The sequence below is a fragment of the Altererythrobacter sp. Root672 genome, from assembly GCF_001427865.1.
Lineage (GTDB): Bacteria > Pseudomonadota > Alphaproteobacteria > Sphingomonadales > Sphingomonadaceae > Croceibacterium_A.
Map to the genome: position 1 here is coordinate 286078 of NZ_LMHH01000001.1, position 26592 is coordinate 312669.

Consider the following 26592-nt stretch of genomic DNA (forward strand, 5'->3'; position numbering starts at 1 on the left):
AATTAGGGCAAGCCGACCTGATGCCCACTACACCACTCCTTAAGCTCGGCACACGCCGCTCGCCGCTCGCCATGGCCCAGGCCTATGAAGCTCGCTCCCGCTTGTGTGCGGCCCATGGCTGGGAGGAGTGCGCAGTCGAGCTGGTCCCCGTTGTCGCGAGCGGGGACAAGATCCAGGACCGGCCGCTCGCAGAGATCGGCGGCAAGGCGTTGTGGACGCGAGAGCTCGACGCATGGCTGGCCGAAGGCGAGATCGACGCCGCGGTCCATTCGCTCAAAGACGTGGAGACCTGGCGGCCCGACAGCTTCACGCTCGCCGCGATCCTGCCGCGCGCCGACAAGCGCGATGTGCTGATCGGCGCCGCTACGGTGCACGCCTTGCCGCAAGGTGCGACCATCGGCACGAGCGCGCCGCGCCGCGCCGCACAGCTGCTGCACATGCGCCCCGATTGCCGAGTGGTAACCCTGCGCGGCAATGTCGCCACGCGCCTGGCCAAGCTCGCTGCCGGGGAGTTCGACGCGACTTTCCTCGCTGCTGCCGGCCTTGTTCGTCTTGGCGAGACGGGCACGGGCCACCCGCTCGAGACCAAGGACTGGCTTCCCGCCCCTGCCCAGGGAGCGATCGGAATCGAGTGCCGCACCGACGACCAGCGCGTGCGCGACCTGCTGCAAGCCATCGACCACGCGCCGAGCCGGGCCGAAGCGATGGCCGAGCGGGCGCTGCTCGCCGCGCTTGGTGGCAGCTGTCACAGCTCGATTGCGGTGGTGTGCGACCATTCGGAGTCGATGCTGTCGATGCGCGCCGTCCTCTTCAGCCCCGATGGCGCAGAATGTGTCGAAGGAGCGGCCAGCTTCGCCGCAGGCGATAACGCGGGGCCAGAGCGCCTCGCCGAAGATCTCCTCGCGCGGGCGACGGCGGGAATATCCGCCCACTTCACTGGGCCCAAGTGACGGCGCTTATTCTCACCATCAGGCCCGAGCCGGGATGCACGGCTACGGTTGAGGCGGGACGCGAACTTGGCCTGACAATCGAAGGCTGCCCGTTGTTCGCGCTCCGAGCGGTCGAATGGGACCCGCCGGCTCCTGAAAACATCGACGCGCTTCTGCTCGGCAGTGCCAACGCAGTACGGCACGCCGGCCCGGCGCTCGACCAGTTCCGAGGCAAGCCGGTCTATTCTGTCGGAGCTGCGACGGGGAAAGAGGCCGAGGCGGCAGGCTTTCCCGTAGCGGTTTGCGGGCAAGGGGTCCTGCAACCCGTTCTCGACGGCCTCGTTGGCCAGCAGTTGCGCCTGCTGCGAGTGACCGGAGCCGAACACGTTCCACTTTATCCACCGCCCGGCATCTCCGTTGAAACGCGTATTGCTTACGAGAGCATGGGTCTGCAACTTCCCGATGCGCTCGCCGGACGTTTGGCGAGCGGGGCGCTTGTGTTGCTCCACTCTGCCGCTGCAGCCCGGCATTTTGCCGGCGAATGTGACCGCTGCGGAGTGTCGAGGAGCTGCGTGGCCTTGGCCGTTCTCGGGCCGCGCATAGCCGAGGCGGCCGGAGAAGGCTGGGCCACGGTGCGATCTGCCAGTGTACCGGCGGAAGCTGCGCTCTTGGCTTTGGCGTCCGATATGTGCCATGACCTCACCTGAGAAGTGAGGTCGACGTCAAACAGGCGCGGTCTTGGGGCGCGAAGGATGTTATGGACGAGGAACTCCTCACTCACGGGCGTTCTGCCGATCGCAAATCTGGCAATGCCCGTGTCTTTATAGGCGCCGCTCTCGGCGCCTTCCTGTTGGGTGGCTTTGCCACCTGGTACTTCGGCGGTTCGCCGGGGCTGTCGACGTCTGACTTGTTCGTGTTCAGGAAAGAGCAGCCGGTCGCTGCCATACAAGGCGCGCCCACCCGCGACCAGGCAGCGTCGCAGGCGATCTCCAGCGACTACGCGGCGGATGGCCGGATGGACCAGCGCGTCGCGGCCATGGAGCAGCGGCTGACCGAAATCGACCTGCAGTCGCAAGAGGCAGCCGGCAATGCTGCCCGCGCCGAAGGGCTGCTTATCGCCTTCGCCACTCGCAGGGCGATCGAGCGCGGGACGCCGCTCGGCTATCTGTCCGACCAGCTCCAGGTGCGCTTTGGCGAGGCTCAGCCCCAGGCCGTGCAGACCATCATCGCCGCCTCGCGCAATCCGATAACGCTCGACCAGTTGCTCGCGCGGCTGGACGGACTGGCACCGCAACTGACCCAGGCTCCGCAGTCCGAGGGCGCGTTCAGCTGGCTTTCGCGAGAGCTGTCCGAACTGTTCGTCGTTCGGCGAGAGGATTCGCCGTCTCCGGCGCCTGTGCAGCGGTTGGAGCGGGCCAGGCTATTCCTGCAAAGCGGGCGTACCGAAGCGGCGATCTCCGAGGTCCGCAACCTGCCGAGCGCTGGCGAGGCGTCAGGCTGGATTGCCGATGCCCAGCGCTTTGCCGCAACCCAACAGGCGCTTGAGGCGCTTGAAGCGGCGGCCATCCTCGAACCGCGTGAACTTCGTGACGGGACCGGCAAGCCGGTCGACCAACCGAGCCCTGTCGTAGTGCGTTGAGGTATTAGGGCGCGATCAGCCCTAGCCGCGCATCAGCTCCGGAAGCGTGCCGGACATCCCGCGCGCTTCATCCATGAACCAATGTTTCAGCGCCGGAGTGCGCTGGACCACGCCCATGCCGAAGCGGCGAATGGCGCTGGGCAGCCGGCCTGGGACGCCGAACAGGCGGGTGAGGCCGTCCGTGGCAAAGGCAACCATGAAGCTGTCGAGCCCGCGCCAGCGCTCGTAGCGGCTGAGCAATTGCGCATCCGCAGGGTCGAGGCCGAGGCGCAAGCCTTCCACCAGAACTTCCACCAGCGCGCCGACGTCGCGCAGGCCGAGGTTGAGGCCCTGCCCGGCGATGGGGTGGATGCCGTGCGCCGCATCGCCGACGAGGGCCAGGCGGTGCTCCGTGATCTTCGCGGTATGGTGGAAGCCGAGCGGGTAGGAAGAGCGCCGACCGTCAAGAGCGATGGCTCCGAACACGCCGTGCATCCGCTTGTCGACTTCGTGGAGGAACGCGCGGTCGGACAGGGCCAGCACTCCGGCGGCGTCCTTCTCGTTCACGGTCCAGACCAGCGCGCTGCGGTGCTTGCCGTCGGGTGCGTCGAGCAAAGGCAGGAGCGCGAAGGGACCGGCGGGGTAGAAGATCTCCCACGCAACGTTCCCGTGCGGCTTTTCATGCGTCAGGCCGACGATGATCGCGCGGTGGCGGTAGTCCCACTTGGCGACGGAAATGCCCGCAGCCTCGCGCGTCGGGGAATTGCGTCCCTCAGCGGCGACCATCAGGCTGGCCTCCAGCCGTTCGCCACTGGCGAGAGTGGCGGAGACGCCGAACTCGCCGCGTTCGCGATCGACCACTTCGGCGCGGGCGTGCCAGCTGATCAGCGACTCGGCCTTTGCCGCCTCAAACAGCGCCAACCGCAGCGAGCGGTTGGTGAACATCAGGCCGAGCGAGCCTTCGTGGGCTTCCGGCTGGAAGTCGATCCGGCCAGGCTTCATCCCGTCGGTGACCGCGATCGAATCGATCGGGCAGCCGAAAGGTTGGAGAGCGGCGTCGAGACCGATGTTGCTGAACAGGTTCCAGCTCGCGGTGGAGATGGCCGAAGCGCGTCCGTCGAAGCCTTCGGCGGTCAGTTCCGCCGGATCGGCCCGGTCGACCACGTGGCTCGAAATACCTTTCCTCGCTGCCGCCAGGGCGAGCGTCATGCCCACCAAACCGCCGCCAAGGATCAAGAGGTCCTGCTTGTCCGCCATGGCTCAGTCCCCTAGAGCGGACACGACAATGCGCGCAAGCTTCATACCCTTCCTGAAAGCCCTGATTCTGCTGATCGTGGCGGCGTTCGCGCTGCCAGCAGCGGCGCAGCTGGCCGTTCCAGCCAAAGGCAACCACATCGCTGCGGAGCTCGTTGCCGCGGGGCCTGTGGTGCCGGGTGAAGAGCTGGACCTCGCGTTGCTATTCCGGCCCGAGCCCGGCTGGCACGGATACTGGAAGAACCCAGGAGACGCCGGCCTCGGCATGCAGCTGGAATGGCAGCTGCCGGAAGGCTGGAAGGCGGGCGAACCGCTTTACCCCGTGCCGCACAAGCTGCTTGTCGCCGGGTTGATGAACCATGTTTACGAGGGCGAGTACGCGGTGCTCGTGCCGCTGGCGGTGCCCGCGAACGCTGCGGTGGCGAACATCACACCGATCCAGGTCGAGGCCAACTGGCTCGCCTGCACCGAGCAGATCTGCGTGCCCGAACGGGCCACGCTGACCTTGCGGCTCGCATCCGGGCAAGGGCCGGGCGATCCGAGGTTCGACCAATGGCGCGCCGCCTTGCCGCCGTTGCTCGACCAAAAAGCCAGCTTCGAGCTGACGGCTGATACGTTGCGGATCGCGGTGCCGATTCCGGCTTCGCTCGCGCTGTCCGATCCCCATGTGTTTTTGGCCAACGAACAACTGGTCGACTACGCGGCAGCGCAAGTCTTCCGGCGCGATGGCGATGTCCTCGTCGCCGAAATTCCCCGCAAGGGATTGGCGCAAGACGCGCAAGGCCTTTCCGGAATCCTCAAGCTCGATGACCAAGGCAACGGGATCACTTTCGAGGCCGTGCCGGGCGAGGTACCGACCGGCGGGACGCTGATCGCCGGTTCGGGCGGGGCTGGACTTGCCCCGCTCTGGGTCCTGGTTGGCGGAGCGTTTCTCGGCGGGCTGATCCTCAACCTGATGCCCTGCGTGTTCCCGATCCTCAGCCTCAAGGCGATGACGCTGGCGCGAGCCGGTGAGAGCCAGGCCAGCGCGCGGCGCGAGGGCGTGGCTTACACGGCCGGCGTGATGCTCGCCTGCCTGGCGCTTGGCGGGCTTCTGCTGGCGCTGCGGGCGGGTGGTAGTGAAGTGGGCTGGGCGTTCCAGTTGCAGGAGCCGGGCGTGGTCGTGGCGCTTCTTGCGCTGGCAGTGGCGATCACAGCGAACTTTGCCGGGGTCTATGAGCTGCCTTCGGTCTCCTTCACGCGTACCGGTGGCCGGTCGAGCGCGTTCGCGACTGGCCTGCTTGCAGCTTTCGTCGCCACGCCGTGCACCGGTCCGTTCATGGCCGCCGCGATGGGCGCCGCGCTACTGCTGCCGTGGTGGCAAGGACTGTTCTTGTTTGGCGCGCTTGGGTTCGGGTTGGCACTGCCGTTTCTCTTGCTCGGATTTGTGCCGGCGCTGAGGCGGTTGCTGCCCAAGCCGGGCAAATGGATGGACACGTTCCGCCGGATCCTCGCGGTTCCGATGGGGCTCGTCGCGCTGGCCTTGCTTTGGCTGACGTGGCGGCTTGGCGGGCCGCTGTTCGCGGTCTTCGCGGTAGTGGTAGCGCTGGCGTTCCTGGGCATACTGGTAATGGTCCAGCGCAGAGAGAGTCGACCCTGGCTGTTCGCAGCGCCGGCGGTAGCGGTCCTGGCGGCGGTTACGGCGCTAGTCCTGCCTCACGCCTATCGCCCCACGACATCAGCTGAGGAGAGCCTCCTTGCGGCCGTGCCCTTCAGCGAGGCCAAGCTCGCCGAAGCGCGGGCCTCGGGCAAGCCGGTGTTCCTCTGGTTCACCGCCGACTGGTGCCTGACTTGCAAGGTCAACGAAGGCGTCGCTATCGAGCGCGAGGGGACTCGCGACGCCTTCGCCAAAGCAGGCGTGGTAGCGATGCGGGGTGACTGGACGCGGCGAGATCCGGCAATCACGCGCTTCCTCACCGAGCACGGCGTTGCGGGCGTGCCGCTCTACGTGTGGTACGCGCCGGGCAAGGACGGCGAAATTCTGCCGCAGGTCCTGACGCCGGATAGCCTTATCGAGCTGGCGGGGAAGGTTTAGCACCCGCAGGTGGGGTCTTGAGGGCGTCCACCGCCTTCTCCACCGCTTCGACCCGCTGCAAGCGACCGCCCGCGCGGCACCAGTTGACGAACTCGCTCGGGATGCGGCTGCCCTCCATCTTCAGAGTGCCGCCGCCGGGCATGGTGGCTTCCAGTTCGTGGGTGCCGGTGAACACGTCGAGCAGAGGATCGCTCGCCTCAAGCGGCGCTTCCCAGCGCCATTCGCCCTGGTGCAGGGTGGCGTCGACCTTGAACCGGGAAATGGTGCCGTTGCCGATGACCGGGAACAGCGCCTTCTGTCCGGGCCGGGTGCCGACATGCCGGATGACGGTGAGCCGCGCCGGAGTCGCCTTCAAGTTGCACACCAGGCTCAACATCGGCGCGCCGGTGCCGCCGAAGTTTATGGCCTGGCCATTTTCGCTCACCGACCAGCTCGCGTCCTTCAGATTCGGCGAGGGCAGCGGCTCGCTCGGCCCTTGGCTCACGGTGTCGAGCGAGATTCGCTGCGCCTTTTCGGGCGTATCCGCCTCTCCGCCGCAGGCCGAGAGAATCACACAAAGAACGAAGATCGAAGCAGTCTGAAAGCGAGCCATGGCGCCTGATGGCGGGCGGGCCTTCGGGATTCAAGAATTAGCAGCCGGACTATCCGCAGAGCGGTTTCTGCTTGCGGCGTGAAGCAATGCGCCTCCTCGCCGCTCAGGCCGCGCGCTTCTGCACAGCCAACTGCAGTCCCATCGCACCAAGCACTGCGGTGAGCGTTTCCAGGGTCGGGTTCCCATTCCCTGACAGCGCATTGTAGAGCGCCTGCCGTCCGAGCCCGGTCTTACGTGCGATTTCGCTCATCCCCTGCGAGCGGGCGATGTCGCCGAGCGCGCTGGCGATTTCCTGCGGCGAACCATCTTCGAGCCACGCGTTGAGGTATTCGACGATCTCTTCTTCGCTGCGAAGGTACTCGGCAGGATCGAACGGCTTAGTCTTCAATCCCATCTATCGCGCTCCTGGAAAGTTGCTTTGCCCGCTCAATATCGCGCGGTTGACTGTCTTTATCTCCGCCTGCCAGAAGCAGGATCACGACATCGCCCTTGAGCATGAAGTAAACCCGATAGCCCGGACCGAAGACCATGCGCAGTTCGTGAACCCCGTCGCCCAATGATCTCACATCGCCAAACTGTCCGTTCGAAAGCCGAACCAGCCGCTTTATGATCCGGGATTTTCCCACGGTATCCCGAAGTCCCTCTAGCCAGCCTCCAAACTCGTCGGTTTGCTCAAGCGAGAAGCGCTGTCCTATATATGAGACAAAAGGTGGGCGGTCAAGGCCGTCGGGCATGGCTTTGTCTATGCCATATCATTGAAACTAAAGGGAAGATACGCGCGAGGGTGCGCTAAGTGATAGCCGCGCTACCGCCCCCACTTCCGCTGCGTCTTGCCGTACCGCATCTTCCGCGTGCCCGGCTTGCCCTCGTTGCTGCGTCCGACCATCGGCGCTTTCTTCTGGTCGTCCGGCAACCCGAGTTCCTCGTTCTCGAGCCGCCTGATCTCGTCGCGCAGCCGGCCGGCTTCCTCGAACTCGAGGTCTGCCGCGGCGGCGCGCATGCGCTTCTCGAGGTCCTCGATGTAGGCGCGCAAGTTGTGGCCGACGAGGTTGTTGCGTTCTTCGTCGCCGGTATCGATCAGCACTCCGTCGCGGCTGGCGGTGTGGGCGACGATGTCGGCGATGCCGCGCTTGATCGTCGTCGGAGTGATGCCGTGTTCGACATTGAACTCGTGCTGCTTTTCGCGCCGGCGGTCCGTCTCCGCCATCGCCCGTTCCATGCTGCCGGTGATCCGGTCGGCGTAGAGGATGACGTTGCTGTCGACGTTGCGCGCGGCACGGCCGATGGTCTGGATCAGGCTGGTCTCGGAGCGCAGGAACCCTTCCTTGTCGGCATCGAGGATGCAGACGAGCCCGCACTCGGGAATGTCGAGCCCCTCGCGCAGCAGGTTGATGCCCACGAGCACGTCGTAGACCCCGAGGCGCAAGTCGCGGATCAGCTCGATGCGCTCCAGCGTCTCGACGTCGGAGTGCATGTAGCGGACGCGCAGCCCAGCCTCGTGCATGAACTCGGTCAGGTCCTCTGCCATGCGCTTTGTCAGCGTGGTGACCAGTGTGCGGTAGCCCTTCTGCGCGGTCAGGCGGCACTCGTTGATGCAGTCCTGCACCTGGTCCTCGACCGGGCGAATCTCGACCGGCGGATCGATCAGACCGGTCGGACGGATGATCTGTTCGGCGAACACACCGCCGGTCTGCTCCATCTCCCATCCGCCCGGGGTGGCGGAGACCGCGAAAGTCTGCGGGCGCATAGCGTCCCATTCGTTGAAGCGCAGCGGGCGGTTGTCGATGCAACTCGGCAGGCGGAAGCCGTACTCGGCGAGGGTAAGCTTGCGGCGGTGGTCGCCGCGCGCCATCGCGCCGATCTGCGGGATCGTCTGGTGGCTCTCGTCGACGAACAGCAGGGCGTTCTCCGGCAGGTACTCGAACAAGGTCGGCGGCGGTTCGCCCGGCAAGCGTCCGGTTAGAAAGCGACTGTAGTTCTCGATGCCGGCGCAACTGCCGGTGGCCGCAATCATCTCAAGGTCGAACATGGTCCGCTGCTCCAGCCTCTGGGCTTCGAGCAGCCGGCCTTCGGCCTGGAGTTCCTTCAAACGCTCGGCAAGCTCGAAGCGGATTGCTTCCATCGCCTGCTTCATCGTCGGGCCAGGGGTCACGTGGTGCGAGTTGGCGAACACCGCGATTGCGTCGAGGCTGGCGCCCTTTTGTCCCGTCAGCGGGTCGAATTCGCTGATCTCCTCGATGTCGTCGCCGAAGAACGAGATTCTCCAGGCCATGTCCTCGTAGTGACTGGGGTAGATCTCCAGGCTGTCGCCGCGCACGCGGAAGTTGCCGCGGGCAAAGGCAGTATCGTTGCGTTTGTATTGCAGAGCGACGAGTTTTCTTATGATCTCGCGCTGGTCGACCGACTGGCCCTTCTTGAGGTCGAAGGTCATCGCCGAGTAGGTCTCGAGGCTGCCGATGCCGTAGAGGCAGGAGACCGAGGCAACGATGATGACGTCGTCCCGCTCCAGCAGCGCGCGGGTGGCCGAGTGGCGCATCCGGTCGATGGCCTCGTTCACCGAGCTTTCCTTCTCGATGTAGGTGTCCGACCGGGCGACGTAGGCTTCGGGCTGGTAGTAGTCGTAGTAGCTGACGAAGTACTCGACCGCGTTCTCCGGGAAGAAGCTCTTGAACTCCCCATAGAGCTGGGCGGCGAGGATCTTGTTGGGGGCGAGGACGAGCGCGGGGCGCTGCAGCTCCTCGATGACCTTGGCCATGGTGAAAGTCTTGCCGCTGCCGGTGACGCCAAGCAGGACCTGGGTCGCCTCGCCATCCTGCGCGGAGTCCACCAACTCGCGGATCGCGGTCGGCTGGTCGCCTGCGGGCTCGTAGTCGGAGACCAGTTTGAACTTGCGCCCGCCGAGAGCTTTCTCGGGACGCTGCGGCTTGTGCGGGATGAAGGCGGCGGACGTATCCGGCTCCTCCAGCCCGCGACGGATTACGAGCTCGGCCATGGTACGAATATGGAACACCGGAGGCTCCATCGCAATCGTTGGCAGCGCGGGCCGAGGCTGTTAGCGTGCCGCACGAGGGCCGGACGTTCCGGTGACATGGGGAGTTCTTGATGCGTGCAATCCACACACTGCCGCTTGCCGCGGCCATCCTGCTGGCTGCGTGCGGCGGCAACGAGGATACCACGGGCGAGGGCCTGTCACCCGAACAGGTGGCTGATGAGGCCGGGGATTTGGTCACGCCACGTCCGGGCCAGTACAAGACGACGGTCGAGCTGCTGGAATTCGACGCTCCGGGCATGCCGGATTCGGCCAAGCAACAGATGCAGCAGGTCTTCGCTGGCGGCTTGGCTGAAGGCAACACGTTCTGCATGACCGAGGAAGACGCGGCAAAGAACGGGCCCGAGCAGATGGTCAAGAACCTCGCCGAGAGCGATTGCGAGGTGAAGAAGTTCAACGTCTCGGGCAACGATGTCGTCGCCGAGATGCAGTGCGCTGGCCAAGGCGGCGGCACCAACAGCGTCAAGATGCAAGGCGAGATGACCGCCGAAAGCTCCACCATGACGATGGACATGAATCAGGAGCTGCCCAACGTTGGAACGGTGAACATGAAGATGCGGGTGAACTCGAACCGCATCGGAGAGTGCGCTTAATTCTAACAACAGCCGACGGCTGATTGACTCCCGCGCCCCGCCTTTGCGGGGACGCGGGAGTTTCTACATTACGGGTTCGAGACGGTCGCTGCGGGAACCTTGCCTGACTGTGACGTTCATGCTGCAATCAGTCAGTTTGATTACAGCGGCACCCATGGCAACCAACGCAGCAAATCTTCGCCGACCGATTCCTGAAGCAGCGGTCATTCGCGAGGCCGTGGCGCGCCGCGTCGCGCTCGCGCGGGAACAGGCTCCGGCGGATGCCCATGGGCCGGCCTTGCAGTTCCTCCTCGGTGAAATGCTCACTCCGCTGGAGCCGATCCGCCGTCAATTCCGCGAACCATTCGAATTGCCGCGCAGCGCGCACCCGCGCGTGGTGATGCTGCTTCCGGGTTTCGGCACTCACCCATTCCGCATGCGCTACATGGCGGAACAACTCGAACGTGCCGGGCATAAGGTCAAACGCTGGGGCCTGGGCTTCAACTTTGGTCCCACGGAAGCGAACTTCGCGCTGCTCGAAAAGCGGCTGAAGCAGATTCACCAGCGCTATGGGCAAGAAGTCGTGCTCGTCGGCTGGAGCCTGGGCGGTGTGTTCGCGCGCGAGATCGCCAAGCGCAATCCGGAACTGGTCGCCAAGGTCATCACCATGGGCTCGCCGTTCTCAGGCACGCCCTACGCGAACAATGCCTGGCGCATCTATCACCTCGTCACCGGCCATTCGGTCGAACAGCCGCCAGTCGTAGAGGACAGGGCGGCAAAGCCGCCGGTAGAGACCGTGGCTATCTGGAGCCCGCGTGACGGGATCGTCTCGCCGCGCAGTTCCTGCGGTCGTGCGGGCGAGCGCGACCGGGCGATAGCCCTGCGCTGTACGCACCTGGGTTTCGCCAACTCGGCCGAGGCGATCGAGGCGGTCGCGCAGGAGCTCGAACGGCTCTGATTTCATAGCCGAAAACTACTCTTGGCGAGGACGCCGAAGCGTGTCATGTTGCACTGCAAAACAAGGCAAGCATGAACGCGACGAGTTCAGATCAGTTCGACGAAATGCAGGCGCCCGACGGGGCGGTGCGCCACGCCTACCGTGATTACCAGCAATGGTTGTCAGAGCAGGACCCGGCATGGATGCGCCGCAAGGGCTTCGAGGCCGAGAGCTTCTTTCGCCGCACCGGCATTACCTTCAACGTCTATGGCGAGGATGACGCCGAAGAGCGGTTGATCCCGTTCGACATCGTGCCCCGCATCATCACCGGCACCGAGTGGCGCCGGTTGTCACGCGGGATCGAGCAGAGAGTGCGGGCGCTGAACGCGTTCATGCACGACCTCTATCACCGGCAGGAAATCATCCGCTCGGGCCGCCTGCCAGAGCGCTTGTTCCGCCACAACAGTGCCTGGCTGCCGCAGATGGTCGGCTTCACCCCGCCGGGCGGCGTCTACACGCATATCGTTGGTATCGACCTGGTCCGCACCGGACCGGATGACTTCCTGGTGCTAGAGGACAATGCCCGCACGCCCTCGGGCGTCAGCTACATGCTCGAAAACCGGGAAACCATGATGGCCATGTTCCCCGAGCTGTTTGCACGGGTAAAGGTGCAGCCGGTCTCGAACTATCCGAGGCGGCTGGGCAAGAGCCTCGCCTCCTGCGCCCCGGCGGGTTCGTCCGACAATCCCACCATCGCCGTCCTCACTCCCGGCATCTACAACTCGGCCTACTTCGAGCATGCCTTCCTCGCCGACCAGATGGGGGCCGAGCTCGTCGAAGGGTCCGACCTCAGGGTGTTCGATGGCCGGGTGCAGATGCGCACGACCCAGGGTTACCAGCCGATCGACGTGCTTTACCGCAGGGTCGACGACGACTTCCTCGACCCGCTGACTTTCAACCCGACGAGCGTGCTGGGCGTTCCCGGGATCATGGACGTCTATCGCGCCGGCCGGGTGACGATCGCCAACGCGCCCGGAACAGGGATCGGCGACGACAAGGCGATCTATTCGTTCATGCCCGAGATCGTCGAATTCTACACCGGCGAGAAGCCGGTGCTGCCTAACGTCCAGACTTGGCGTTGCGCCGATGCCGACAGTCTCAAGTATGTCCTCGACCACCTGGCCGAACTGGTGGTCAAGGAAGTCCACGGTTCGGGTGGCTATGGCATGCTGATCGGCCCGGCGGCGAGCAAGCGCGAGTTGGTTGAATTCCGCCACAAGCTGGAGGCCAATCCGGCCAACTACATCGCCCAGCCTACGCTGGCGCTCTCGACTTGCCCGATCCTGACCCAGCGCGGTCTCGCCCCGCGCCATGTCGACTTGCGGCCGTTCGTGCTCGTCTCGCCCGATGGCATAGAGATAACACCTGGCGGCTTGACGCGAGTGGCGCTGAAGAAGGGCTCGCTAGTGGTCAATTCGAGCCAGGGCGGCGGGACCAAAGACAGCTGGGTATTGGACGACTGATGGCCCGGCGACCCACTCACGAGGACTCACCGTGCTAGGGCGCGTCGCCAATGGCATCTTCTGGATGTACCGCTATCTGGAGCGGGCGGAGAACACCGCTCGCCTGCTCGCAGCGGGTCATCGGATGGCGCTCACTCGCGGGCCCGATGCAGAGACCGAGGAGTGGCGTTCGGTCCTTCACACGCTCGGACTGCTGCAGAGCTACGAAGCGGCCTACAGCGACTTTTCGGGCGCCCACGTCAGCGATTTCGTGCTGCGGTCAAAGGCCAATCCCGAAAACGTCCTGTCGATGTTCGAACGCGCGCGGGTCAACGCCCGGACTTGCCGCTCAGCCATCACGCTGGAGGTGTGGGAAGCGGTCAACGAAGGCTGGATGACGCTGCGCGACATGCTCGCGCGCCCGGTGCGCGAAGCCGGGCTCGGGCACGCCTTGGCGGCAGTCCGCCGGGAGTCCACGTTGGCGAGAGGCGCTACGCACGGCTCGATGATGCGTAACGAGACGTACTACTTCGCCCGCGCCGGTACCTTCCTCGAACGCGCCGACAACACCGCCCGTATCCTCGACGTGAAGTACTATCTGCTGCTGCCGTCGCTCTCCTACGTCGGCACGGTCCTCGATACGGCGCAGTGGGACAACGTCCTTCGCTCCCTGTCCGGGGAGCGCGCTTATCGCTGGCTCAACGCAGGACGCATGGACGCCCGTTCGATCGCCCAATTCGTGGTCCTGGACGATCGCTTCCCGCGCAGCTTGGCGTTTTCCTATGCCACGATGCGCGAGAACCTCGGCGCGCTGGCCCGGCTGCATGGCCACGAAGGGCCGGCCGACGCGCTGATGCGGCAGGTCGACCAGCAACTGACGGGCAAGACCATCGAGGAGATATTCGACCAGGGGCTGCATGAGTTCCTGCTGCAGTTCATCCTCCGCAACCGCTCGGTCGCCACCGCGATCGCCGAGCAATATCGCTTCACCGCCTGAGGTCGGGACTGACAGCCATGCGCCTCGCCATCCGCCACACCACCCGGTACCGCTTCGCAGAGCCGGCCTCCTACGGTCTTCAGCGGCTGCGGTTGATCCCCAAGGGGACGCAGGGCCAGACGGTTCTCGACTGGACCATGGAATACGAAGGCGCGCGCGAAGAGCTCAGCTACGACGATCAGAACTTCAATCATGTGACCCTGGTCTCTGTGATCGAGGGGGCCAAGGAAGTCGTCATCTCGTGCCGTGGTACGGTAGTTACCGAAGACCGGGCCGGGGTCCTGGGCCAGCACGCCGGCCACCTGCCCTTGTGGGCCTTCCTCGGCCATACCGATCTCACTCGACCTGGACCCCGGATCAAGCATCTCCTCGCCTCCGTCGGGCGCAGCGAGGAGGGGATCGTGGCCACGTTGCACAACCTCTCCGCCGCGATCCGCGAGCGCGTGGTGTACGATACCGGCCACACCATGGTGGATACCACGGCCGAAGACGCGGTGGCGGCCGGCCATGGCGTATGCCAGGATCACGCGCAGATATTCATCGCGGCGGCTCGCTGCCTCGAGGTGCCGGCGCGCTATGTCAGCGGCTATTTGATGATGGACGACCGCGTAGAGCAGGAGGCGACCCACGCCTGGGCGGAGGCCTGGCTCGATGGTCTCGGCTGGGTTGGCTTTGACGTTTCGAACGGGATCAGTCCCGATCCGCGTTATGTCCGGCTTGCCACCGGACGCGACTATTCGGACGCCGCGCCGATTGCCGGGATCAGTTACGGCGGCGTGACCGAAGATCTGTTTGTCGCACTCAGTGTGGAACAACAGACCGTACAGCAGTAAGGGGGCTTGCGGCCCCAGCCGGCTGCGCGACACCGCCTGCATCACAGGGCAACGAACAGGGGCAGGACATGACGTATTGCGTAGGCATGAAGCTCGACGACGGTCTCGTCCTGATGAGTGATACCCGGACCAATTCGGGGGTCGATAACATCTCGGTCTTTCGCAAGATGTTCCACTGGTCGAAACCGGGCGAGCGGCTGATCGCAATCATGACGGCGGGCAATCTGGCCACGACGCAGGCGGTGATCAGCAAGCTCGAGGAGCGGTCGAAGGCACCCGACGATCGGCAGAACTCGCTGCTTGAACTGCCGACCATGTTCCAGGTCGCGGCTGAAATCGGCAAACTGCTGCGCGAGACGGTGCGAGAGATCCAGGACGATAATGGCATGCAGGGGATGGGGCGCTTCACGGCATCGATCATCGTCGCCGGCCAGATCAAGGGCATGGAGCCGCGTCTGTTCATGATCTACCCGGAAGGCAACTTCATCGAAGCGAGCTTCGATACGCCGTTCTTCCAGATCGGGGAGACCAAGTACGGCCGGCCGATCCTGGTCCGCGGCTATGACAAGGACATGAGCTTCGAAGACGCGGTGAAGCTGCTGTTCCTCAGCTTCGATTCCACGCTCAAGGCCAATCTTTCGGTCGGTCTTCCGTTCGACTTGCTGGTGGTGAAGCGTGACGAGTTCGAGCCGTTGCACGAGCGGCGGATCGAGTACGGTGATCCGTATTTTGACTCGATATCGTCGGGTTGGAGTGAAGCGCTACGGAGCGCTTTCCACGTGCTTCCGGACTACACGTTCTACCAGAACGCGCCGAAAAGTGCGCAAACTAAGTAGTTTTACGTATGTTGTTGATAATATTGGGGATAACTCGGGGAACTGCATCCAGAATGGAGGTATATTTACCTAGGGGATAAGCCGTATATCCTTTGGTAACCATAGGGATTCACACCGAAACCGATGGGCCTCATGATGCGCGGAGTCGTTGTCGGCGGCATCGTAATGTCCATGAAAAGGACGACCCTTCACATCGTCGGCGGCGACAGCCGCTCCCGCGCCGAACAAGCCCGCATCGCCTTTGCGTTGGGCCATCACGCGGAGGTCTATTCAGAGTTCGAAGAACTGCTCGACCGGCCGCCCAGCGAAGGGATCATCATCGCCGCGGACAACGACGAAGTGGCCATGATTGGCTCGCTCATCAGGAAGTTCGGCGAACACGGTATCTGGCTGCCGGTAGTGGTGGCCTCGGACGAACCGAGGATCGATCGGGCCGTGGCCGCGATCAAAGCCGGCGCTATCGACTACCTGACGCTGCCGCTGGAAATGGGCAGCTTCGTTCGCCGCCTGGCCGGGATCATCGCGGAGTCTCGCGAATATGCCGAACGCCGCCGCCGTGAAGTCAACGCACGCCATTCGATCGGCATGCTCAGCCGCCGCGAACGCGAGGTGCTCGAGCTGCTGAGCGCGGGCCGCTCCAACCGCGAGATCGGCAGCTGGCTCGACATCAGCCCGCGGACGGTCGAAATCCATCGCGGCAACATGATGACCAAGCTCGCGGCCGGCCACATCGCCGACGCGATCCGCCTGTGGCTCGATGCCCAGTTCGAGCTTCCGACCGTGCTGCCCGCCAATGCGAACGACGACGTCAAGCTCGACCAAGCCGTCGTTGCCGGACGCATTCGGTCAAAGCGGACCACCGCGCGCACGCTGCGCGAGGCTCGCCGTCAGCGGCAGTAACTTTTCGTGCCGATGACTCCCTCCACGTGGAGGTGGTCGTTGTGGGCGGAATTGTAGTCGGGTCCCAGCACGGTCTCGAACCGCTTGCAGGCGCTTTGCTGCACCGTGCGGAGGAACTGCTGTTCCTTGGCCGAGCCGCCGAACCAGCCGCCCTTGACGGTGATCCGCCGTCCATCCTCCAGCACGAAGCCCGAGACGTCGATCGCCGCGCCGGTCGCGTGGCCCGAGCGCCGTCCGGTCCCGGCGACGTTGCGGCAGGAATAGCTGCCCATCGTCTCGATCGTCCGCACCGGAGAGCCGAGGATCTGCCGTGCCGCCCGGTCGACGCCATAGCGCGCCCAGCCGCTGAACACCTGGCTGACCTCACACGTCACCGGGCCGAGGTTCGACACCGACAGGTTGGCGCCGTCCGAAGCCAGGCCGCTCAACTGAACCGACGTCAGCAGGCTGCAACCCTGGCCCAGGTACTTATCGTCGAGCGCGGTGTATTGCGCGCCCATCTGCACGAGGCGCGACAGGCACTGCCCAGCCTCTGCGCTTCGCGGTGCGGGAAGGGCGAGCGGCTTGCTAGAGGCTGCGGTCGTCTGCTGCTGTTCCCGACCTTCCGGCACAGCAGAGCAACCCGCGACCAAGGCCGCGCAAATCAAGGCAAATCCCGTCCTGACCATCTAAGGCCATGATATCACGGCCTTCGATCCCAAGGAATCCCTCACAGCCGAATAGTCGGCTCAGGACTTCCCTTCATGCACAGCCTGGCTTTCCAGGGCCGCGCTGTTCGACGCTATCGAGTGCAGGTAGTGATGCCGCTCGTCGGAACCCGAGCGGAGCATTCCCAGGTGCTCGCGCTGGTCTTCGGTGAGCCTGAACTTCACGTAGCCGCGCTCGGTCAGGCACCGATCGACGATCGATTGCATCGCCTCGCGCAATTCCTCGATCCGTTCGGGTGCGCGAACGCTGTTGTTGATCTGCGCATAGGCATTGGCCTGGGCGATGAAGTCCGACGAGGTCCTGTCGGCTGCTTCGAGGCGCCGAGTACCTATGACCAGGGCCTTGGCCTGCTCGGTGTCCGAAACATCGGCATAGTAGGCGAGCTCGGCGCATTCCACCGAGTCGGCGCGATAGGTTTCGAAGTCGACGCCCGCACGGCCCCAGCTTTCTTCAGGCTTGGGCGCGGATAGGGCTGGGCTCGCAAGTCCGAGTGCGATTGTTGCGGCCAATGCCAGGTGAACGAAGCGCATAGCGTCCTCCTTACCTAGGATGCCGCAAAGATATTCCAATTCGTCCTTGCCGCCAAGATCGCTCGTCTCTAAGGGCCGCCGCGGGCCACGCGGTCCCAACGCCGCGCGTGCTCTCTGTAAGGAGAGACTACATGTCTGTGATTACGTTGCCGGCGCGCAAACCCGCGCGTCCGTTCTTTTCTTCCGGTCCCTGCGCGAAGCCGCCGGGATACTCCCCCAACAAGCTCGCCACCGAATCGCTGGGCCGCTCGCACCGCGCCAAGATCGGCAAGACGCGCCTTCAGTACTGCATCGACCTGATGCGCGAAGTGTTGCAGCTGCCCGATACGCATCGCATCGGTATCGTACCCGGTTCCGACACCGGCGCCTTCGAGATGGCCATGTGGACCATGCTCGGCGCTCGCGGCGTGACGGCGCTTGCTTGGGAAAGCTTCGGTGAAGGTTGGGTCACCGATGTCGTCAAGCAGCTCAAGATCGAAGCGACCGTGATGCGCGCCGATTACGGCCAGCTTCCGGACCTTGACAAGGTCGATTGGTCGGACGACGTCCTGTTCACCTGGAACGGCACCACCTCGGGCGTTCGCGTTCCCGACGCCGAATGGATCCCGGCCGATCGCCAGGGCCTCAGCTTCGCCGACGCGACCAGCGCGGTGTTCGCCTACGACATTCCGTGGGACAAGATCGATGTCGCCACCTTCTCCTGGCAGAAGGTCCTGGGCGGCGAGGGCGGCCATGGTGTGCTGATCCTCGGCCCACGCGCGGTCGAGCGGCTGGAGGAATACACCCCCTCCTGGCCGCTGCCGAAGGTGTTCCGCCTGATGTCGAAGGGCAAGCTCGCCGAAGGCGTGTTCAAGGGCGAAACCATCAACACCCCCTCGATGCTGGCGGTGGAAGATGCGATCTGGGCTCTCGAATGGGCCAAGGATCTCGGCGGCCTCAAGGGTCTGCAGGCTCGCTCCAACGCCAACGCTGCTGCGCTCGACAAGATCGTGGCGGAGCGTGACTGGCTTGGCCATCTCGCGGTCGATCATGGCACCCGTTCCAAGACCTCGGTCTGCCTGACCGTCGAAGGTGCTGACGCCGACTTCATCAAGGCCTTCGCCGGCCTGCTCGAGAAGGCTGACGCGGCTTACGACATCGCCGGATACCGCGACGCCCCTCCGGGCCTGCGCATCTGGTGCGGCGCGACTGTCGACACGGCGGACATCGAAGCGCTCGGTCCCTGGCTCGACTGGGCCTGGGCTTCGCTCAAGGCGGCCTGAACCCGTTTCCGGCGGACCTGCGGGTCCGCCGAACCACCCCATTGCTATTTGCAGGAGGCTTTCATGACGAAGCCCAAAGTTCTCATTTCCGACAAGATGGATCCCAACGCCGCGCGCATTTTCGAAGAGCGTGGCTGTGAAGTGGACGTGATCACTGGCCAGACCCCGGAAGAGCTCAAGGCGATCATCGGCCAGTACGATGGCCTGGCGATCCGCAGCTCGACCAAGGTGACCAAGGAAATCATCGACGCCGCGACCAACCTCAAGGTCATCGGCCGCGCCGGCATTGGCGTGGACAACGTCGACATCCCCTATGCCAGCTCCAAGGGCATCGTGGTGATGAACACCCCGTTCGGCAACTCGATCACCACGGCCGAGCACGCCATCGCCCTGATGTTCGCGCTGGCTCGCCAGCTGCCTGAAGCCAACGCGCAGACCCAATCGGGGCTGTGGCCGAAGAACGGCTTCATGGGTGTCGAAGTTACCGGCAAGACCCTCGGCCTGATCGGCGCTGGCAACATCGGTTCGATCGTTGCCGACCGTGCCCACGGCCTGCGCATGAAGGTCGTCGCCTACGATCCGTTCCTCTCGCCTGAGCGTGCGGTGGAAATGGGCGTGGAGAAGGTCGAACTCGACGATCTCTTGGCGCGTGCCGACTTCATCACGCTGCACACCCCGCTGACCGACCAGACCCGCAACATCCTCAGCCGCGAAAACCTCGCCAAGACCAAGAAGGGCGTGCGCATCGTCAACTGCGCGCGCGGTGGCCTGATCGACGAGGACGCGCTCAAGGAACTGCTCGACGCCGGCCACATCGCCGGTGCCGCACTCGACGTGTTCGTGACCGAGCCGGCCAAGGAGCACGCGCTGTTCGGCACGCCGAACTTCGTCGCCACGCCGCACCTCGGCGCTTCGACCAACGAAGCGCAGGTCAACGTCGCTCTCCAGGTCGCTGAACAGCTGAGCGATTACCTCGTCAGCGGCGGCGTCACCAACGCGCTCAACGTGCCTTCGTTGAGCGCCGAGGAAGCCCCGAAGCTCAAGCCGTACATGGCGCTCGCCGAAAAGCTCGGCAGCCTCGTGGGTCAGCTGACGACCGGCTCGGTACCGCGGGTTTCGATCCACACCGAAGGCCACGCCAACGAGCTCAACATCAAGCCGATGGTCGCCGCGGTGCTGGCCGGGTTCCTGCGCGAGCAGTCGGACACGGTGAACATGGTCAACGCTCCGTTCCTGGCCAAGGAGCGCGGGATCGAGGTGCGTGAAGTGCGCACCGAGAAGGAAGGCGACTACCACACGCTGCTGCGCGTTTCGGTCAAGACCGATGCGGGCGAGCGTTCGGTTGCCGGCACGCTGTTCAGCAACGCCGAGCCGCGCCTGGTCGAACTGTTCGGCATCAAGGTCGAAGCCGAACTGGCCGGCCACATGATGTACATCGTCAACGAGGACGCGCCGGGCTTCATCGGCCGCATCGGCACGCTGCTCGGCGAGAACGGCATCAACATCGGCACCTTCAACCTTGGCCGTCGCGAAGCCGGTGGCGAAGCGGTGCTGTTGCTGTCGGTCGACGGCGAAGTGCCGGCCGACGTTGTGGAGAAGGCCCGCAGCCTGCCTGGCGTCAAGCGCGCCAAGGCGTTGTCGTTCTAAACAACCTTGAACCGCTCACCCTTCGCATGAGAAGGGTGAGCGGCTAGGGGGCTCCAATGACTGATCCTGCTGCCGACCTTCTCCCTGAAGGGCTTGAAGACCGTCTGCCGCAAAGCACTGCGGCAGTAGCGCGCATTGAGCGCGACGTGCTCGGCGTGCTCGATGCGCACGGGTATGACCGCGTGCGCCCGCCGCTGATCGAATTCATGCAGTCGATGGCGCGGCGGATGGACGGGGTGAAGACCCGTCATCTGTTCCGCTTCGTCGATCCCAAGAGCCTGCGCACGTTGGCGTTGCGGTCGGACATGACGGTGCAAGTCGGGCGCATTGCCGCGACCGGCCTCGCCAACGCTCCGCGCCCCCTGCGGCTGTGTTACGCCGGGCAGGTCGTGAAGATTGCCGGTAGCCAGCTCGATCCCCGGCGGGAAAATCTCCAGCTCGGTGCCGAACTGATCGGCAGCGATTCCGTAGCGGCGGCTGCAGAGATCGTCGAACTGGCGATTGCCTCGCTTGAGGCCGCTGGGGCGACGGGCATCTCGGTCGATTTTACCCTTCCGGACCTGGTCGATACGCTGGCCGAGCAGGAATTCCCGCTCACGCCCGAGCAAGTCGTGGCCGTGCGGCGGGAACTCGACGCGAAGGACGCAGGCGGACTGAAAGAGGCGGGCGGGGAAGCCTACTTGCCGCTACTCTACGCCAGCGGTCCGTTCGACGAAGCGATCGAGAAGTTGGCTGGAATCGACACCGTCGGCGTACTCGCGAGCCGGATCGAGGGGCTTCGGCAGATCGCTCGGCGTGTCAGCGGCCGTGCGCGGCTGACGCTCGATCCCGCGGAACGCCATGGGTTCGAATACCAGTCCTGGTTCGGCTTCACGCTCTACGCCGACGGCGTTCGCGGCACGCTCGGCCGGGGCGGCACTTACAGCATCGGCGGCTCGGACGAAGTGGCGACCGGCTTCTCGCTCTATCCCGAAGAACTGGTCGAATCCGTCAAGGCCGAAGAGCCGCGGCGGAACACCGTATTTCTGCCCCTTGGCCATGATCCGGTTGCAGGCGCGAAGCTGCGCACCGAAGGCTGGCGCACGGTCGCAGCACTTTCCGAAGCAGACGATCCGCTCGCGCTTCGCTGTTCGCACCGGCTTGAAGGAACGGTTCCGGTCGCCATCTAACCGCTGTTGAGCCTGCGCCCTCACGGACCTAGTAGTCTTGTGGATGGTGCGGGAAGAAGCTGGCGTTAGAGGTCGCTCTCAGATGAAAGATCGGATCCTAGCAGAGCCTGCCTTTGGCTTGGGCGTCCTGGTGTGGATCCTGGCTGCCACGCTGTTTCCGTATCAACTGGGGATGAGCCAGGCGCCGTTCCTGTCGTTCGTCGGATATCTGATGATTGCCGGCATGCTGTTGGCGGTGGCTGACGCGCTGTTCAATTCGGCGACTTACCGCTCCTTGGGCGACGTCGCGTTCCAGGGACTGTTCTGGGCTATCGGTCTGTCTGTCCCCGCCTTCGCGGCGTTCCTCATCGGCACCTCGACCGCGCCAGTGACAGACGCGTTCGAAGACGATCTTTGCCGGATGGCCGGCTTCGCGCACGTGGAGGGACATCCCGAAGCGGCGCTAGAGGAAGCGCTCGAACCGACTGAGGATTGCGAGACCGGAAACTGAGTTAGCCGAAGACTCGGGCCAGGAAAGCATCAAGGACAGCAGTTGCCGGGTAGCTCTCGTCGCCCATGCGTCGGTTGATCTCGGCATGGCCGCGCAGTCCGGTACCGGCAAAGCCGCGGACTTCCGCTACGGTTCCTGCCTTGCCCAAGGCCTCGCCCAGAGCCTTGCTTTGACGAATGCCGTCCTCCCGCTGGACGTGGAGGATCAGGAACTGCGCAGCGTTAGGGGCCGCAGCTTGCGTGGTCGGCGACAGTTTCGCCTGTCGGGCAGGGTCGTTCCCAAAAGCGTCGCGGTAAGTGTCCTGCATGATGCGCGGCCCGTCGGTCATCTGCGCCACGACGTTGTAGGCAGCCCCGTCGAGGGGAACGACGCCCGCGATGTCAGCGAACGACAGGCCGGCGGTGCGCAAGTACTCCGGGTCGGTTCCCACCAAGGCCACCAGGTGGGCCCCGGCGCTATGCCCAACGAGGGCGATGCGTTTGCCGTCGAAGCCCAAGTCGTTCGCGCGGGATTTCAGGACGGCCAGAGCGCTCGCCACGTCCTCGGCCTGCTGCTCTACCGTGGCGGCAGGGACCAGCCGGTAGTTGAGCGAGGCCACGGCATAGCCTTTCGCCCGCCAGTGCCGGAGCTTGTCCGATCTCTGCATCATCTGCTTGTCGCCGCGCGACCAGCCGCCGCCATGAACGAACAACACCAGTGGCGCGTCGGCCGACGCGCCCGGCCAGTAGTCGAGGGTCTGCAGCTTGTCGGGGCCGTAGGAGATCGCTTGCCGTCCATCGGCTGTCGCTGCTGCTTCGACCGGTGTTTCCCGTACCAACGCGGCGCCGGCCAGCGTCATGACGACGCAGGCGGCGGCCATCAGAACGGATCGACGCATCGCGATTCCTCCGGTTCGTTCTCAATCCTATCCGCGACAGGTTAAGGTTCCTGTCTCCGATTGTCGCGTTTGTCCCGGCGTGCGCCTTGCTCTCCGGCGCCAAGCGGCCTAGGGCCGCGCGGGTTTTTTGCACGCAGGAAGGCACGTCTCCTTTGGCCAATGTTACCGTAATCGGCGCCCAATGGGGCGATGAGGGCAAGGGCAAGATCGTCGACTGGCTGGCAAGCCGGGCCGACGTTGTCGTGCGCTTCCAGGGTGGGCACAACGCCGGGCACACGCTGGTGGTCGGCAACACCACCTACAAGCTCAGCCTGCTTCCCTCGGGCATCGTCACCGGCACGCTGTCGATCATCGGCAATGGCGTGGTGCTCGATCCCTGGGCGCTCAAGGCGGAAATCGAACGGCTCGAAGGGCAGGGCGTGAAGATCACCCCGGCCAACCTGGCGATCGCCGACAACTGCCCGCTGATCCTGCCCGTCCACAGCGAGCTCGACGTGATGCGCGAAGCGGCTGCCGGCAAGGGCAAGATCGGCACCACCGGCCGTGGCATCGGCCCGGCTTACGAAGACAAGGTCGGCCGCCGCGCGATTCGCGTGTGCGACCTTGCTCACCTGCATGAGCTCGAGCCGCAGCTCGACCGTCTCTGCGCCCACCACGACGCCTTGCGCGCCGGCTTCGGCGAACCGCCGATCGACCGCGCGGCGCTGAAGGAAAAGCTCAGCGAGATCGCGCCGTTCGTGCAGCAGTACTCGCAGCCGGTGTGGATGCGTCTGCGTGAAGAGCGCAAGAAGGGCTCACGCATCCTGTTCGAGGGCGCGCAGGGCGTGCTGCTCGACGTCGACCACGGGACCTATCCCTTCGTCACCAGCTCCAACACCGTCAGCGGCTCGGTCGCCTCCGGTAGCGGCCTCGGCCCGAACTCGGCCGGCTTCGTGCTCGGCATCGTCAAGGCCTACACCACGCGCGTCGGATCGGGCCCGTTCCCGACCGAGCTGTTCGACGCCGACGGCCAGCGCCTGGGCGAGCGCGGTCACGAATTCGGCACCGTCACCGGCCGTCAGCGCCGCTGCGGCTGGTTCGATGCGGTGCTGGTGCGGCAAAGCTGCGCCATCAGCGGCGTGACCGGCATCGCTCTGACCAAGCTCGACGTGCTCGATGGCTTCGAGAAGATTCGCATCTGCACCGGCTATCGCCTACACGGCGAACTCATCGATTACCTTCCGGCCAATGCCGCCGACCAGGAAGCGCTGGAGCCGGTCTACGAAGAAATGGACGGCTGGAGCGAGACAACTGCAGGCGCCCGGCGCTGGGCCGATCTTCCGGCCCAGGCGATCAAGTACATCCGCCGGATCGAGGAACTGATCGAGTGCCCTGTCGCTTCTGTCTCGACCAGCCCGGAGCGAGACGATACCATCCTGGTGCGAGACCCATTCGAGGGTTGAGCCTGAAATCCACTGCGCGGAGTATGCTGCCCCAATGACATCCCGCGAGAAAACAGGCTTTCTTCCGCTGGAGACGACCGGTCCGGATCGTCCCCTGTCGGAAAAAGCGCTCACCATAGCCTGGGGTGCGATCCAGTGGCCGTGGCTGCTGCGGAGCCTGTGGGGCGGCAAACTGGCTGACAAGCACGCGCTGCTCGACAAGCTGGGCCTGCCGCACGACGCACTGCCTCACCTTGGTAGCTGGAAGGCCGACACCTGGTTCCTTTGGCGCATGGTCGAGGCGATCGAGAAGCTGCGCCCGCGCGAGGTCGTGGAACTCGGCTGCGGTGCCTCTACGTTGGTGCTCGGCAAGGCGCTTGAGCTCAATGGCGGCGGGCGGCTGACCAGTTTCGACCAGCACGCCGACTTCGTCGTGTCGACCGGCCAATGGCTCGAAAGCCACGGTGTCCAGGCGAACATGCGCCACGCCCCGCTGGTGGAAGATCGGTCCGAATGGTCGCACACCTGGTACGAACTCGGCTCGGTCCCGCGCGAGATCGACCTGCTGGTGATCGACGGTCCGCCCTGGTCGCTCAACCCCTTCATCCGCGGGCGCGCCGAACTCTTGTTCGACCGAATCGTGCCGGGCGGGATGATCCTGCTCGACGACGCTGCCCGGCCGGGAGAGCGCGTGGTCGCTCAACGCTGGCGGCGTGACTGGCCTGACTTCCGCTTCACGCTGCTGCCTGGCGCCAAGGGCACGCTGGTAGGCGAACGGCTTCGCTGATTGCGCGGCAGCAGCGGCATCGGGCATAGCCTGCCTCATGCGCTGGTTCCGCCCCCTCTTGCTTGCCCTGGTCCTCGCCGGATGTGGATCCGCTCGGGCCGAAGTCGATGATCTGCCGCTCGCCGACTACGTGCGGGTGGACAAGTCGGACCGGGTCCTGACGCTCTATTCCGGTGGCAAGCCTTACCGCACCTATCAGGGTCTGCAGCTTGGCGACGCGCCAGAGGGTCATAAGCGGTTCGAAGGTGACGAACGGACGCCCGAAGGCGTCTATGCCATCGACTACCGCAATCCGAAGAGCGCCTATCACTTGAGCCTGCACATCTCCTATCCCAACACGACGGACACCGAGTTTGCCCGTTCGCGTGGCCGCTCTCCCGGCGGCGCGATCTTCATTCACGGGCAGCCGATCTGGCTCCCCGATGGGCGGCTGCCCGGTGACTGGACCGACGGCTGCATCGCGCTCGAAAATGCCGAGATTGCCGAGCTTTGGCAGCTCATTCCCGACGGTACGTCGATTGATATAACGAGCTGAAATTACTTGACTTGTTGGATTATGTTCCTATGATGTTCTCATCAGGAGGAGCTGATGCCGCAAGCCGATTTTCCTTATGTAGCGCTCGAAGAGCAGGCGACCGGACCGGCTGGGATGCCGCTTGCCGTCTCGATCTTTGCTGATCGAGAGCACGTCCGGGACCAGATCCGCGATGACGCCATGGCGGCGGGGATGGCAGTGCGCGAATGTGGGCCGGTGGCGGCGCTGCTCGATGGGGAAGCGCGGCCGATCGGGGAAGTGGTGCTGGTCGATTGTCCGCAAACCGATGCCGCGGTGCTCGCGGCCTTGTCGCGGCTGGACATGCGCGTGCAACACTCTGCGGCCCACCTGATTGTTTCGACCTCGATCGAAGCGCTCGATGACGTGTTCGCCTGTTGCGACCAGTCCGACGCGCAGATCCTGGTGGACCCGAGTCGGGCCGATCGGATCATTGCGCTGGGCCGGGCGCTCACCCGGTTTTCCAATCTCCGCCTGCGGGAATTGTCGGAAGAAGATCGTCTCACCCTGCTGCGCCTGATCGAGCAAGTTGGAGAAGTGGCGCAACGCCTCGACCAGTTCGGCGTGGGGCATGCGGCGATCTTCGGGGAAGGTAAGGGGCTTCGCCTCGAAAGCCCCGGTTCCGAATTCGCCGGGCAGGGACCTAAGGGAAGCGGACGTCTGGGTTCGGGTGCGAAGCCGTCACTGCCTGACGCGCGGATGATCCGCCGGATAATCCGCAACCGCCACATACGCTCGCGGTTCTTCGATGGGGCGCTGTTTGCTGATCCTGCGTGGGACATTCTGCTCGATCTCACTGCCGCACGGATCGAGAGCATCCGCGTTTCGGTGACTTCGCTGTGCATTGCCAGCGGCGTGCCGCCGACCACTGCGCTGCGTTGGATCGGCCAGATGATCGAGGCAGGGCTGCTTCAGCGGAACGAAGACGATGCCGATCGACGGCGCGCCTTCATCGCCCTGACCGACCGCGCCGCCGAAATGATGGCCCGCTACTTCGCTGAAGTGGGCAAAGGCGGGACGAGAGTGGTGTGACAGAGGACCTCTCTCCCTCCGGG

The 26592-nt window shown here is 64.7% G+C and carries 27 protein-coding genes; 19 read left to right on the forward strand and 8 right to left on the reverse strand.

Annotated elements, in window-relative coordinates; genetic code table 11:
• Positions 1 to 20: 20 nt before the first annotated feature.
• Genes hemC through ASD76_RS01320 form a run of 3 tightly spaced genes read left to right on the forward strand, consistent with a single transcriptional unit; the run spans position 21 to position 2568 of the window.
• A complete protein-coding gene (gene hemC / locus ASD76_RS01310; RefSeq protein ID WP_082553550.1) occupies positions 21 to 950 on the forward strand; it encodes a hydroxymethylbilane synthase in 930 nt (309 codons plus the stop codon).
• Entirely contained in the window at positions 947 to 1636 is a 690-nt protein-coding gene (locus tag ASD76_RS01315) for a uroporphyrinogen-III synthase (RefSeq protein ID WP_055917366.1), read from the forward strand. The genes hemC and ASD76_RS01315 overlap by 4 nt, the downstream gene beginning before the upstream one ends.
• 50 nt (positions 1637 to 1686) lie before the next feature.
• Positions 1687 to 2568, forward strand: coding sequence for a hypothetical protein (locus ASD76_RS01320; RefSeq protein WP_055917369.1), 882 nt, complete (start codon positions 1687 to 1689; stop codon positions 2566 to 2568).
• 21 nt (positions 2569 to 2589) lie between these two features.
• Here ASD76_RS01320 and ASD76_RS01325 read toward each other — a convergent pair whose 3' ends face one another.
• On the reverse strand, positions 2590 to 3804 hold the full coding sequence (locus tag ASD76_RS01325) for an FAD-dependent monooxygenase (protein WP_055917372.1): 1215 nt from the start codon (positions 3802 to 3804) through the stop codon (positions 2590 to 2592).
• Between the two features lie 28 nt (positions 3805 to 3832).
• Here ASD76_RS01325 and ASD76_RS01330 point away from each other — a divergent pair, with 28 nt between their 5' ends.
• Positions 3833 to 5875 carry a protein-disulfide reductase DsbD family protein gene (locus tag ASD76_RS01330; RefSeq protein WP_055917375.1) on the forward strand — a complete coding sequence of 681 codons (2043 nt, stop codon included), beginning with the start codon at positions 3833 to 3835 and terminating at the stop codon, positions 5873 to 5875.
• Here ASD76_RS01330 and ASD76_RS01335 read toward each other — a convergent pair.
• From ASD76_RS01335 to uvrB, 4 genes are all read right to left on the reverse strand, one after another.
• Positions 5850 to 6467 carry a hypothetical protein gene (locus tag ASD76_RS01335; RefSeq protein WP_055917378.1) on the reverse strand — a complete coding sequence of 206 codons (618 nt, stop codon included), beginning with the start codon at positions 6465 to 6467 and terminating at the stop codon, positions 5850 to 5852. The two genes, ASD76_RS01330 and ASD76_RS01335, sit on opposite strands and share 26 nt — an antisense overlap.
• 103 nt (positions 6468 to 6570) lie before the next feature.
• Positions 6571 to 6861: an addiction module antidote protein gene (locus ASD76_RS01340; protein WP_055917381.1), complete on the reverse strand. Its 291-nt coding sequence runs from the start codon at positions 6859 to 6861 to the stop codon at positions 6571 to 6573.
• The gene (locus ASD76_RS01345; RefSeq protein ID WP_055917384.1) at positions 6845 to 7201 is read right to left on the reverse strand and encodes a type II toxin-antitoxin system RelE/ParE family toxin; all 357 of its coding nucleotides are present in this window, start codon (positions 7199 to 7201) and stop codon (positions 6845 to 6847) included. Before ASD76_RS01345 ends, ASD76_RS01340 begins: the two co-directional genes overlap by 17 nt.
• Positions 7202 to 7272: 71 nt before the next feature.
• The gene (uvrB, locus tag ASD76_RS01350; protein WP_055917387.1) at positions 7273 to 9459 is read right to left on the reverse strand and encodes an excinuclease ABC subunit UvrB; all 2187 of its coding nucleotides are present in this window, start codon (positions 9457 to 9459) and stop codon (positions 7273 to 7275) included.
• Positions 9460 to 9569: 110 nt separating this feature from the next.
• On the opposite strand from uvrB, the gene ASD76_RS01355 reads away from it, so the two are divergent.
• The 7 genes from ASD76_RS01355 to ASD76_RS01385 all read left to right on the forward strand — a co-directional run bounded on the left by ASD76_RS01355 (position 9570) and on the right by ASD76_RS01385 (position 16093).
• The gene (locus ASD76_RS01355; protein WP_055917390.1) at positions 9570 to 10109 is read left to right on the forward strand and encodes a DUF3617 domain-containing protein; all 540 of its coding nucleotides are present in this window, start codon (positions 9570 to 9572) and stop codon (positions 10107 to 10109) included.
• Between the two features lie 154 nt (positions 10110 to 10263).
• A complete protein-coding gene (locus tag ASD76_RS01360; RefSeq protein ID WP_055917393.1) occupies positions 10264 to 11046 on the forward strand; it encodes an esterase/lipase family protein in 783 nt (260 codons plus the stop codon).
• A gap of 71 nt (positions 11047 to 11117) precedes the next feature.
• Positions 11118 to 12548, forward strand: coding sequence for a circularly permuted type 2 ATP-grasp protein (locus ASD76_RS01365; protein WP_055917396.1), 1431 nt, complete (start codon positions 11118 to 11120; stop codon positions 12546 to 12548).
• A gap of 31 nt (positions 12549 to 12579) precedes the next feature.
• Positions 12580 to 13524 (forward strand): alpha-E domain-containing protein, encoded by a 945-nt coding sequence (locus ASD76_RS01370; RefSeq protein ID WP_055917399.1) that lies wholly within the window; start codon positions 12580 to 12582, stop codon positions 13522 to 13524.
• 17 nt (positions 13525 to 13541) lie between these two features.
• Complete coding sequence (locus ASD76_RS01375) at positions 13542 to 14357, forward strand: transglutaminase family protein (protein ID WP_055917402.1); 816 nt, start codon at positions 13542 to 13544, stop codon at positions 14355 to 14357.
• Between the two features lie 68 nt (positions 14358 to 14425).
• Positions 14426 to 15193, forward strand: coding sequence for a proteasome-type protease (locus ASD76_RS01380; RefSeq protein ID WP_055917405.1), 768 nt, complete (start codon positions 14426 to 14428; stop codon positions 15191 to 15193).
• A 171-nt stretch (positions 15194 to 15364) separates the two neighbouring features.
• On the forward strand, positions 15365 to 16093 hold the full coding sequence (locus ASD76_RS01385) for a response regulator transcription factor (protein WP_082553745.1): 729 nt from the start codon (positions 15365 to 15367) through the stop codon (positions 16091 to 16093).
• Here the strand turns inward: ASD76_RS01385 and ASD76_RS01390 are convergent.
• Both ASD76_RS01390 and ASD76_RS01395 read right to left on the reverse strand, forming a co-directional pair.
• Positions 16081 to 16704, reverse strand: coding sequence for an extensin family protein (locus ASD76_RS01390; protein WP_235506450.1), 624 nt, complete (start codon positions 16702 to 16704; stop codon positions 16081 to 16083). The two genes, ASD76_RS01385 and ASD76_RS01390, sit on opposite strands and share 13 nt — an antisense overlap.
• Before the next feature lie 117 nt (positions 16705 to 16821).
• Positions 16822 to 17331, reverse strand: a complete 510-nt coding sequence (locus tag ASD76_RS01395) for a hypothetical protein (protein ID WP_055917411.1) — start codon at positions 17329 to 17331, stop codon at positions 16822 to 16824.
• 131 nt (positions 17332 to 17462) lie between these two features.
• Here ASD76_RS01395 and ASD76_RS01400 point away from each other — a divergent pair, with 131 nt between their 5' ends.
• The 4 genes from ASD76_RS01400 (at position 17463) to ASD76_RS01415 (ending at position 21899) form a co-directional block, all read left to right on the forward strand.
• The gene (locus ASD76_RS01400; protein ID WP_055917414.1) at positions 17463 to 18593 is read left to right on the forward strand and encodes a phosphoserine transaminase; all 1131 of its coding nucleotides are present in this window, start codon (positions 17463 to 17465) and stop codon (positions 18591 to 18593) included.
• Positions 18594 to 18656: 63 nt separating this feature from the next.
• On the forward strand, positions 18657 to 20240 hold the full coding sequence (gene serA / locus ASD76_RS01405; protein WP_055917416.1) for a phosphoglycerate dehydrogenase: 1584 nt from the start codon (positions 18657 to 18659) through the stop codon (positions 20238 to 20240).
• 56 nt (positions 20241 to 20296) lie between these two features.
• Complete coding sequence (locus tag ASD76_RS01410) at positions 20297 to 21409, forward strand: ATP phosphoribosyltransferase regulatory subunit (RefSeq protein ID WP_055917419.1); 1113 nt, start codon at positions 20297 to 20299, stop codon at positions 21407 to 21409.
• Between the two features lie 82 nt (positions 21410 to 21491).
• Positions 21492 to 21899: a hypothetical protein gene (locus tag ASD76_RS01415; RefSeq protein ID WP_156457504.1), complete on the forward strand. Its 408-nt coding sequence runs from the start codon at positions 21492 to 21494 to the stop codon at positions 21897 to 21899.
• 1 nt (position 21900) lies between these two features.
• Here the strand turns inward: ASD76_RS01415 and ASD76_RS01420 are convergent, their stop codons facing one another.
• Positions 21901 to 22776 (reverse strand): alpha/beta hydrolase, encoded by an 876-nt coding sequence (locus ASD76_RS01420; RefSeq protein WP_055917425.1) that lies wholly within the window; start codon positions 22774 to 22776, stop codon positions 21901 to 21903.
• A gap of 152 nt (positions 22777 to 22928) precedes the next feature.
• Between ASD76_RS01420 and ASD76_RS01425 the strand changes: the two genes are divergently transcribed.
• From ASD76_RS01425 to ASD76_RS01440, 4 genes are read left to right on the forward strand one after another with little or no spacing between them, the layout of a single operon-like run.
• Entirely contained in the window at positions 22929 to 24218 is a 1290-nt protein-coding gene (locus ASD76_RS01425; RefSeq protein WP_055917429.1) for an adenylosuccinate synthase, read from the forward strand.
• A 34-nt stretch (positions 24219 to 24252) separates the two neighbouring features.
• The gene (locus ASD76_RS01430; RefSeq protein WP_055917432.1) at positions 24253 to 24984 is read left to right on the forward strand and encodes a class I SAM-dependent methyltransferase; all 732 of its coding nucleotides are present in this window, start codon (positions 24253 to 24255) and stop codon (positions 24982 to 24984) included.
• Between the two features lie 37 nt (positions 24985 to 25021).
• The gene (locus ASD76_RS01435; protein WP_055917437.1) at positions 25022 to 25519 is read left to right on the forward strand and encodes a L,D-transpeptidase family protein; all 498 of its coding nucleotides are present in this window, start codon (positions 25022 to 25024) and stop codon (positions 25517 to 25519) included.
• 54 nt (positions 25520 to 25573) lie between these two features.
• On the forward strand, positions 25574 to 26569 hold the full coding sequence (locus ASD76_RS01440) for a winged helix DNA-binding protein (RefSeq protein ID WP_055917440.1): 996 nt from the start codon (positions 25574 to 25576) through the stop codon (positions 26567 to 26569).
• Positions 26570 to 26592: the final 23 nt, after the last annotated feature.

Bases quoted from the DNA above. Each gene is read 5' to 3' on its own strand.
- hemC (WP_082553550.1), top strand. From the start codon at position 21: ATGCCCACTACACCACTCCTTAAGCTCGGCACACGCCGCTCGCCGCTC.
- ASD76_RS01320 (WP_055917369.1), top strand. From the start codon at position 1,687: ATGGACGAGGAACTCCTCACTCACGGGCGTTCTGCCGATCGCAAATCT.
- ASD76_RS01325 (WP_055917372.1), bottom strand. From the start codon at position 3,804: ATGGCGGACAAGCAGGACCTCTTGATCCTTGGCGGCGGTTTGGTGGGC.
- ASD76_RS01330 (WP_055917375.1), top strand. From the start codon at position 3,833: ATGCGCGCAAGCTTCATACCCTTCCTGAAAGCCCTGATTCTGCTGATC.
- ASD76_RS01335 (WP_055917378.1), bottom strand. From the start codon at position 6,467: ATGGCTCGCTTTCAGACTGCTTCGATCTTCGTTCTTTGTGTGATTCTC.
- ASD76_RS01340 (WP_055917381.1), bottom strand. From the start codon at position 6,861: ATGGGATTGAAGACTAAGCCGTTCGATCCTGCCGAGTACCTTCGCAGC.
- ASD76_RS01345 (WP_055917384.1), bottom strand. From the start codon at position 7,201: ATGCCCGACGGCCTTGACCGCCCACCTTTTGTCTCATATATAGGACAG.
- uvrB (WP_055917387.1), bottom strand. From the start codon at position 9,459: ATGGCCGAGCTCGTAATCCGTCGCGGGCTGGAGGAGCCGGATACGTCC.
- ASD76_RS01355 (WP_055917390.1), top strand. From the start codon at position 9,570: ATGCGTGCAATCCACACACTGCCGCTTGCCGCGGCCATCCTGCTGGCT.
- ASD76_RS01360 (WP_055917393.1), top strand. From the start codon at position 10,264: ATGGCAACCAACGCAGCAAATCTTCGCCGACCGATTCCTGAAGCAGCG.
- ASD76_RS01365 (WP_055917396.1), top strand. From the start codon at position 11,118: ATGAACGCGACGAGTTCAGATCAGTTCGACGAAATGCAGGCGCCCGAC.
- ASD76_RS01375 (WP_055917402.1), top strand. From the start codon at position 13,542: ATGCGCCTCGCCATCCGCCACACCACCCGGTACCGCTTCGCAGAGCCG.
- ASD76_RS01380 (WP_055917405.1), top strand. From the start codon at position 14,426: ATGACGTATTGCGTAGGCATGAAGCTCGACGACGGTCTCGTCCTGATG.
- ASD76_RS01385 (WP_082553745.1), top strand. From the start codon at position 15,365: ATGAAAAGGACGACCCTTCACATCGTCGGCGGCGACAGCCGCTCCCGC.
- ASD76_RS01395 (WP_055917411.1), bottom strand. From the start codon at position 17,331: ATGCGCTTCGTTCACCTGGCATTGGCCGCAACAATCGCACTCGGACTT.
- ASD76_RS01400 (WP_055917414.1), top strand. From the start codon at position 17,463: ATGTCTGTGATTACGTTGCCGGCGCGCAAACCCGCGCGTCCGTTCTTT.
- serA (WP_055917416.1), top strand. From the start codon at position 18,657: ATGACGAAGCCCAAAGTTCTCATTTCCGACAAGATGGATCCCAACGCC.
- ASD76_RS01410 (WP_055917419.1), top strand. From the start codon at position 20,297: ATGACTGATCCTGCTGCCGACCTTCTCCCTGAAGGGCTTGAAGACCGT.
- ASD76_RS01415 (WP_156457504.1), top strand. From the start codon at position 21,492: ATGAAAGATCGGATCCTAGCAGAGCCTGCCTTTGGCTTGGGCGTCCTG.
- ASD76_RS01420 (WP_055917425.1), bottom strand. From the start codon at position 22,776: ATGCGTCGATCCGTTCTGATGGCCGCCGCCTGCGTCGTCATGACGCTG.
- ASD76_RS01430 (WP_055917432.1), top strand. From the start codon at position 24,253: ATGACATCCCGCGAGAAAACAGGCTTTCTTCCGCTGGAGACGACCGGT.
- ASD76_RS01435 (WP_055917437.1), top strand. From the start codon at position 25,022: ATGCGCTGGTTCCGCCCCCTCTTGCTTGCCCTGGTCCTCGCCGGATGT.
- ASD76_RS01440 (WP_055917440.1), top strand. From the start codon at position 25,574: ATGCCGCAAGCCGATTTTCCTTATGTAGCGCTCGAAGAGCAGGCGACC.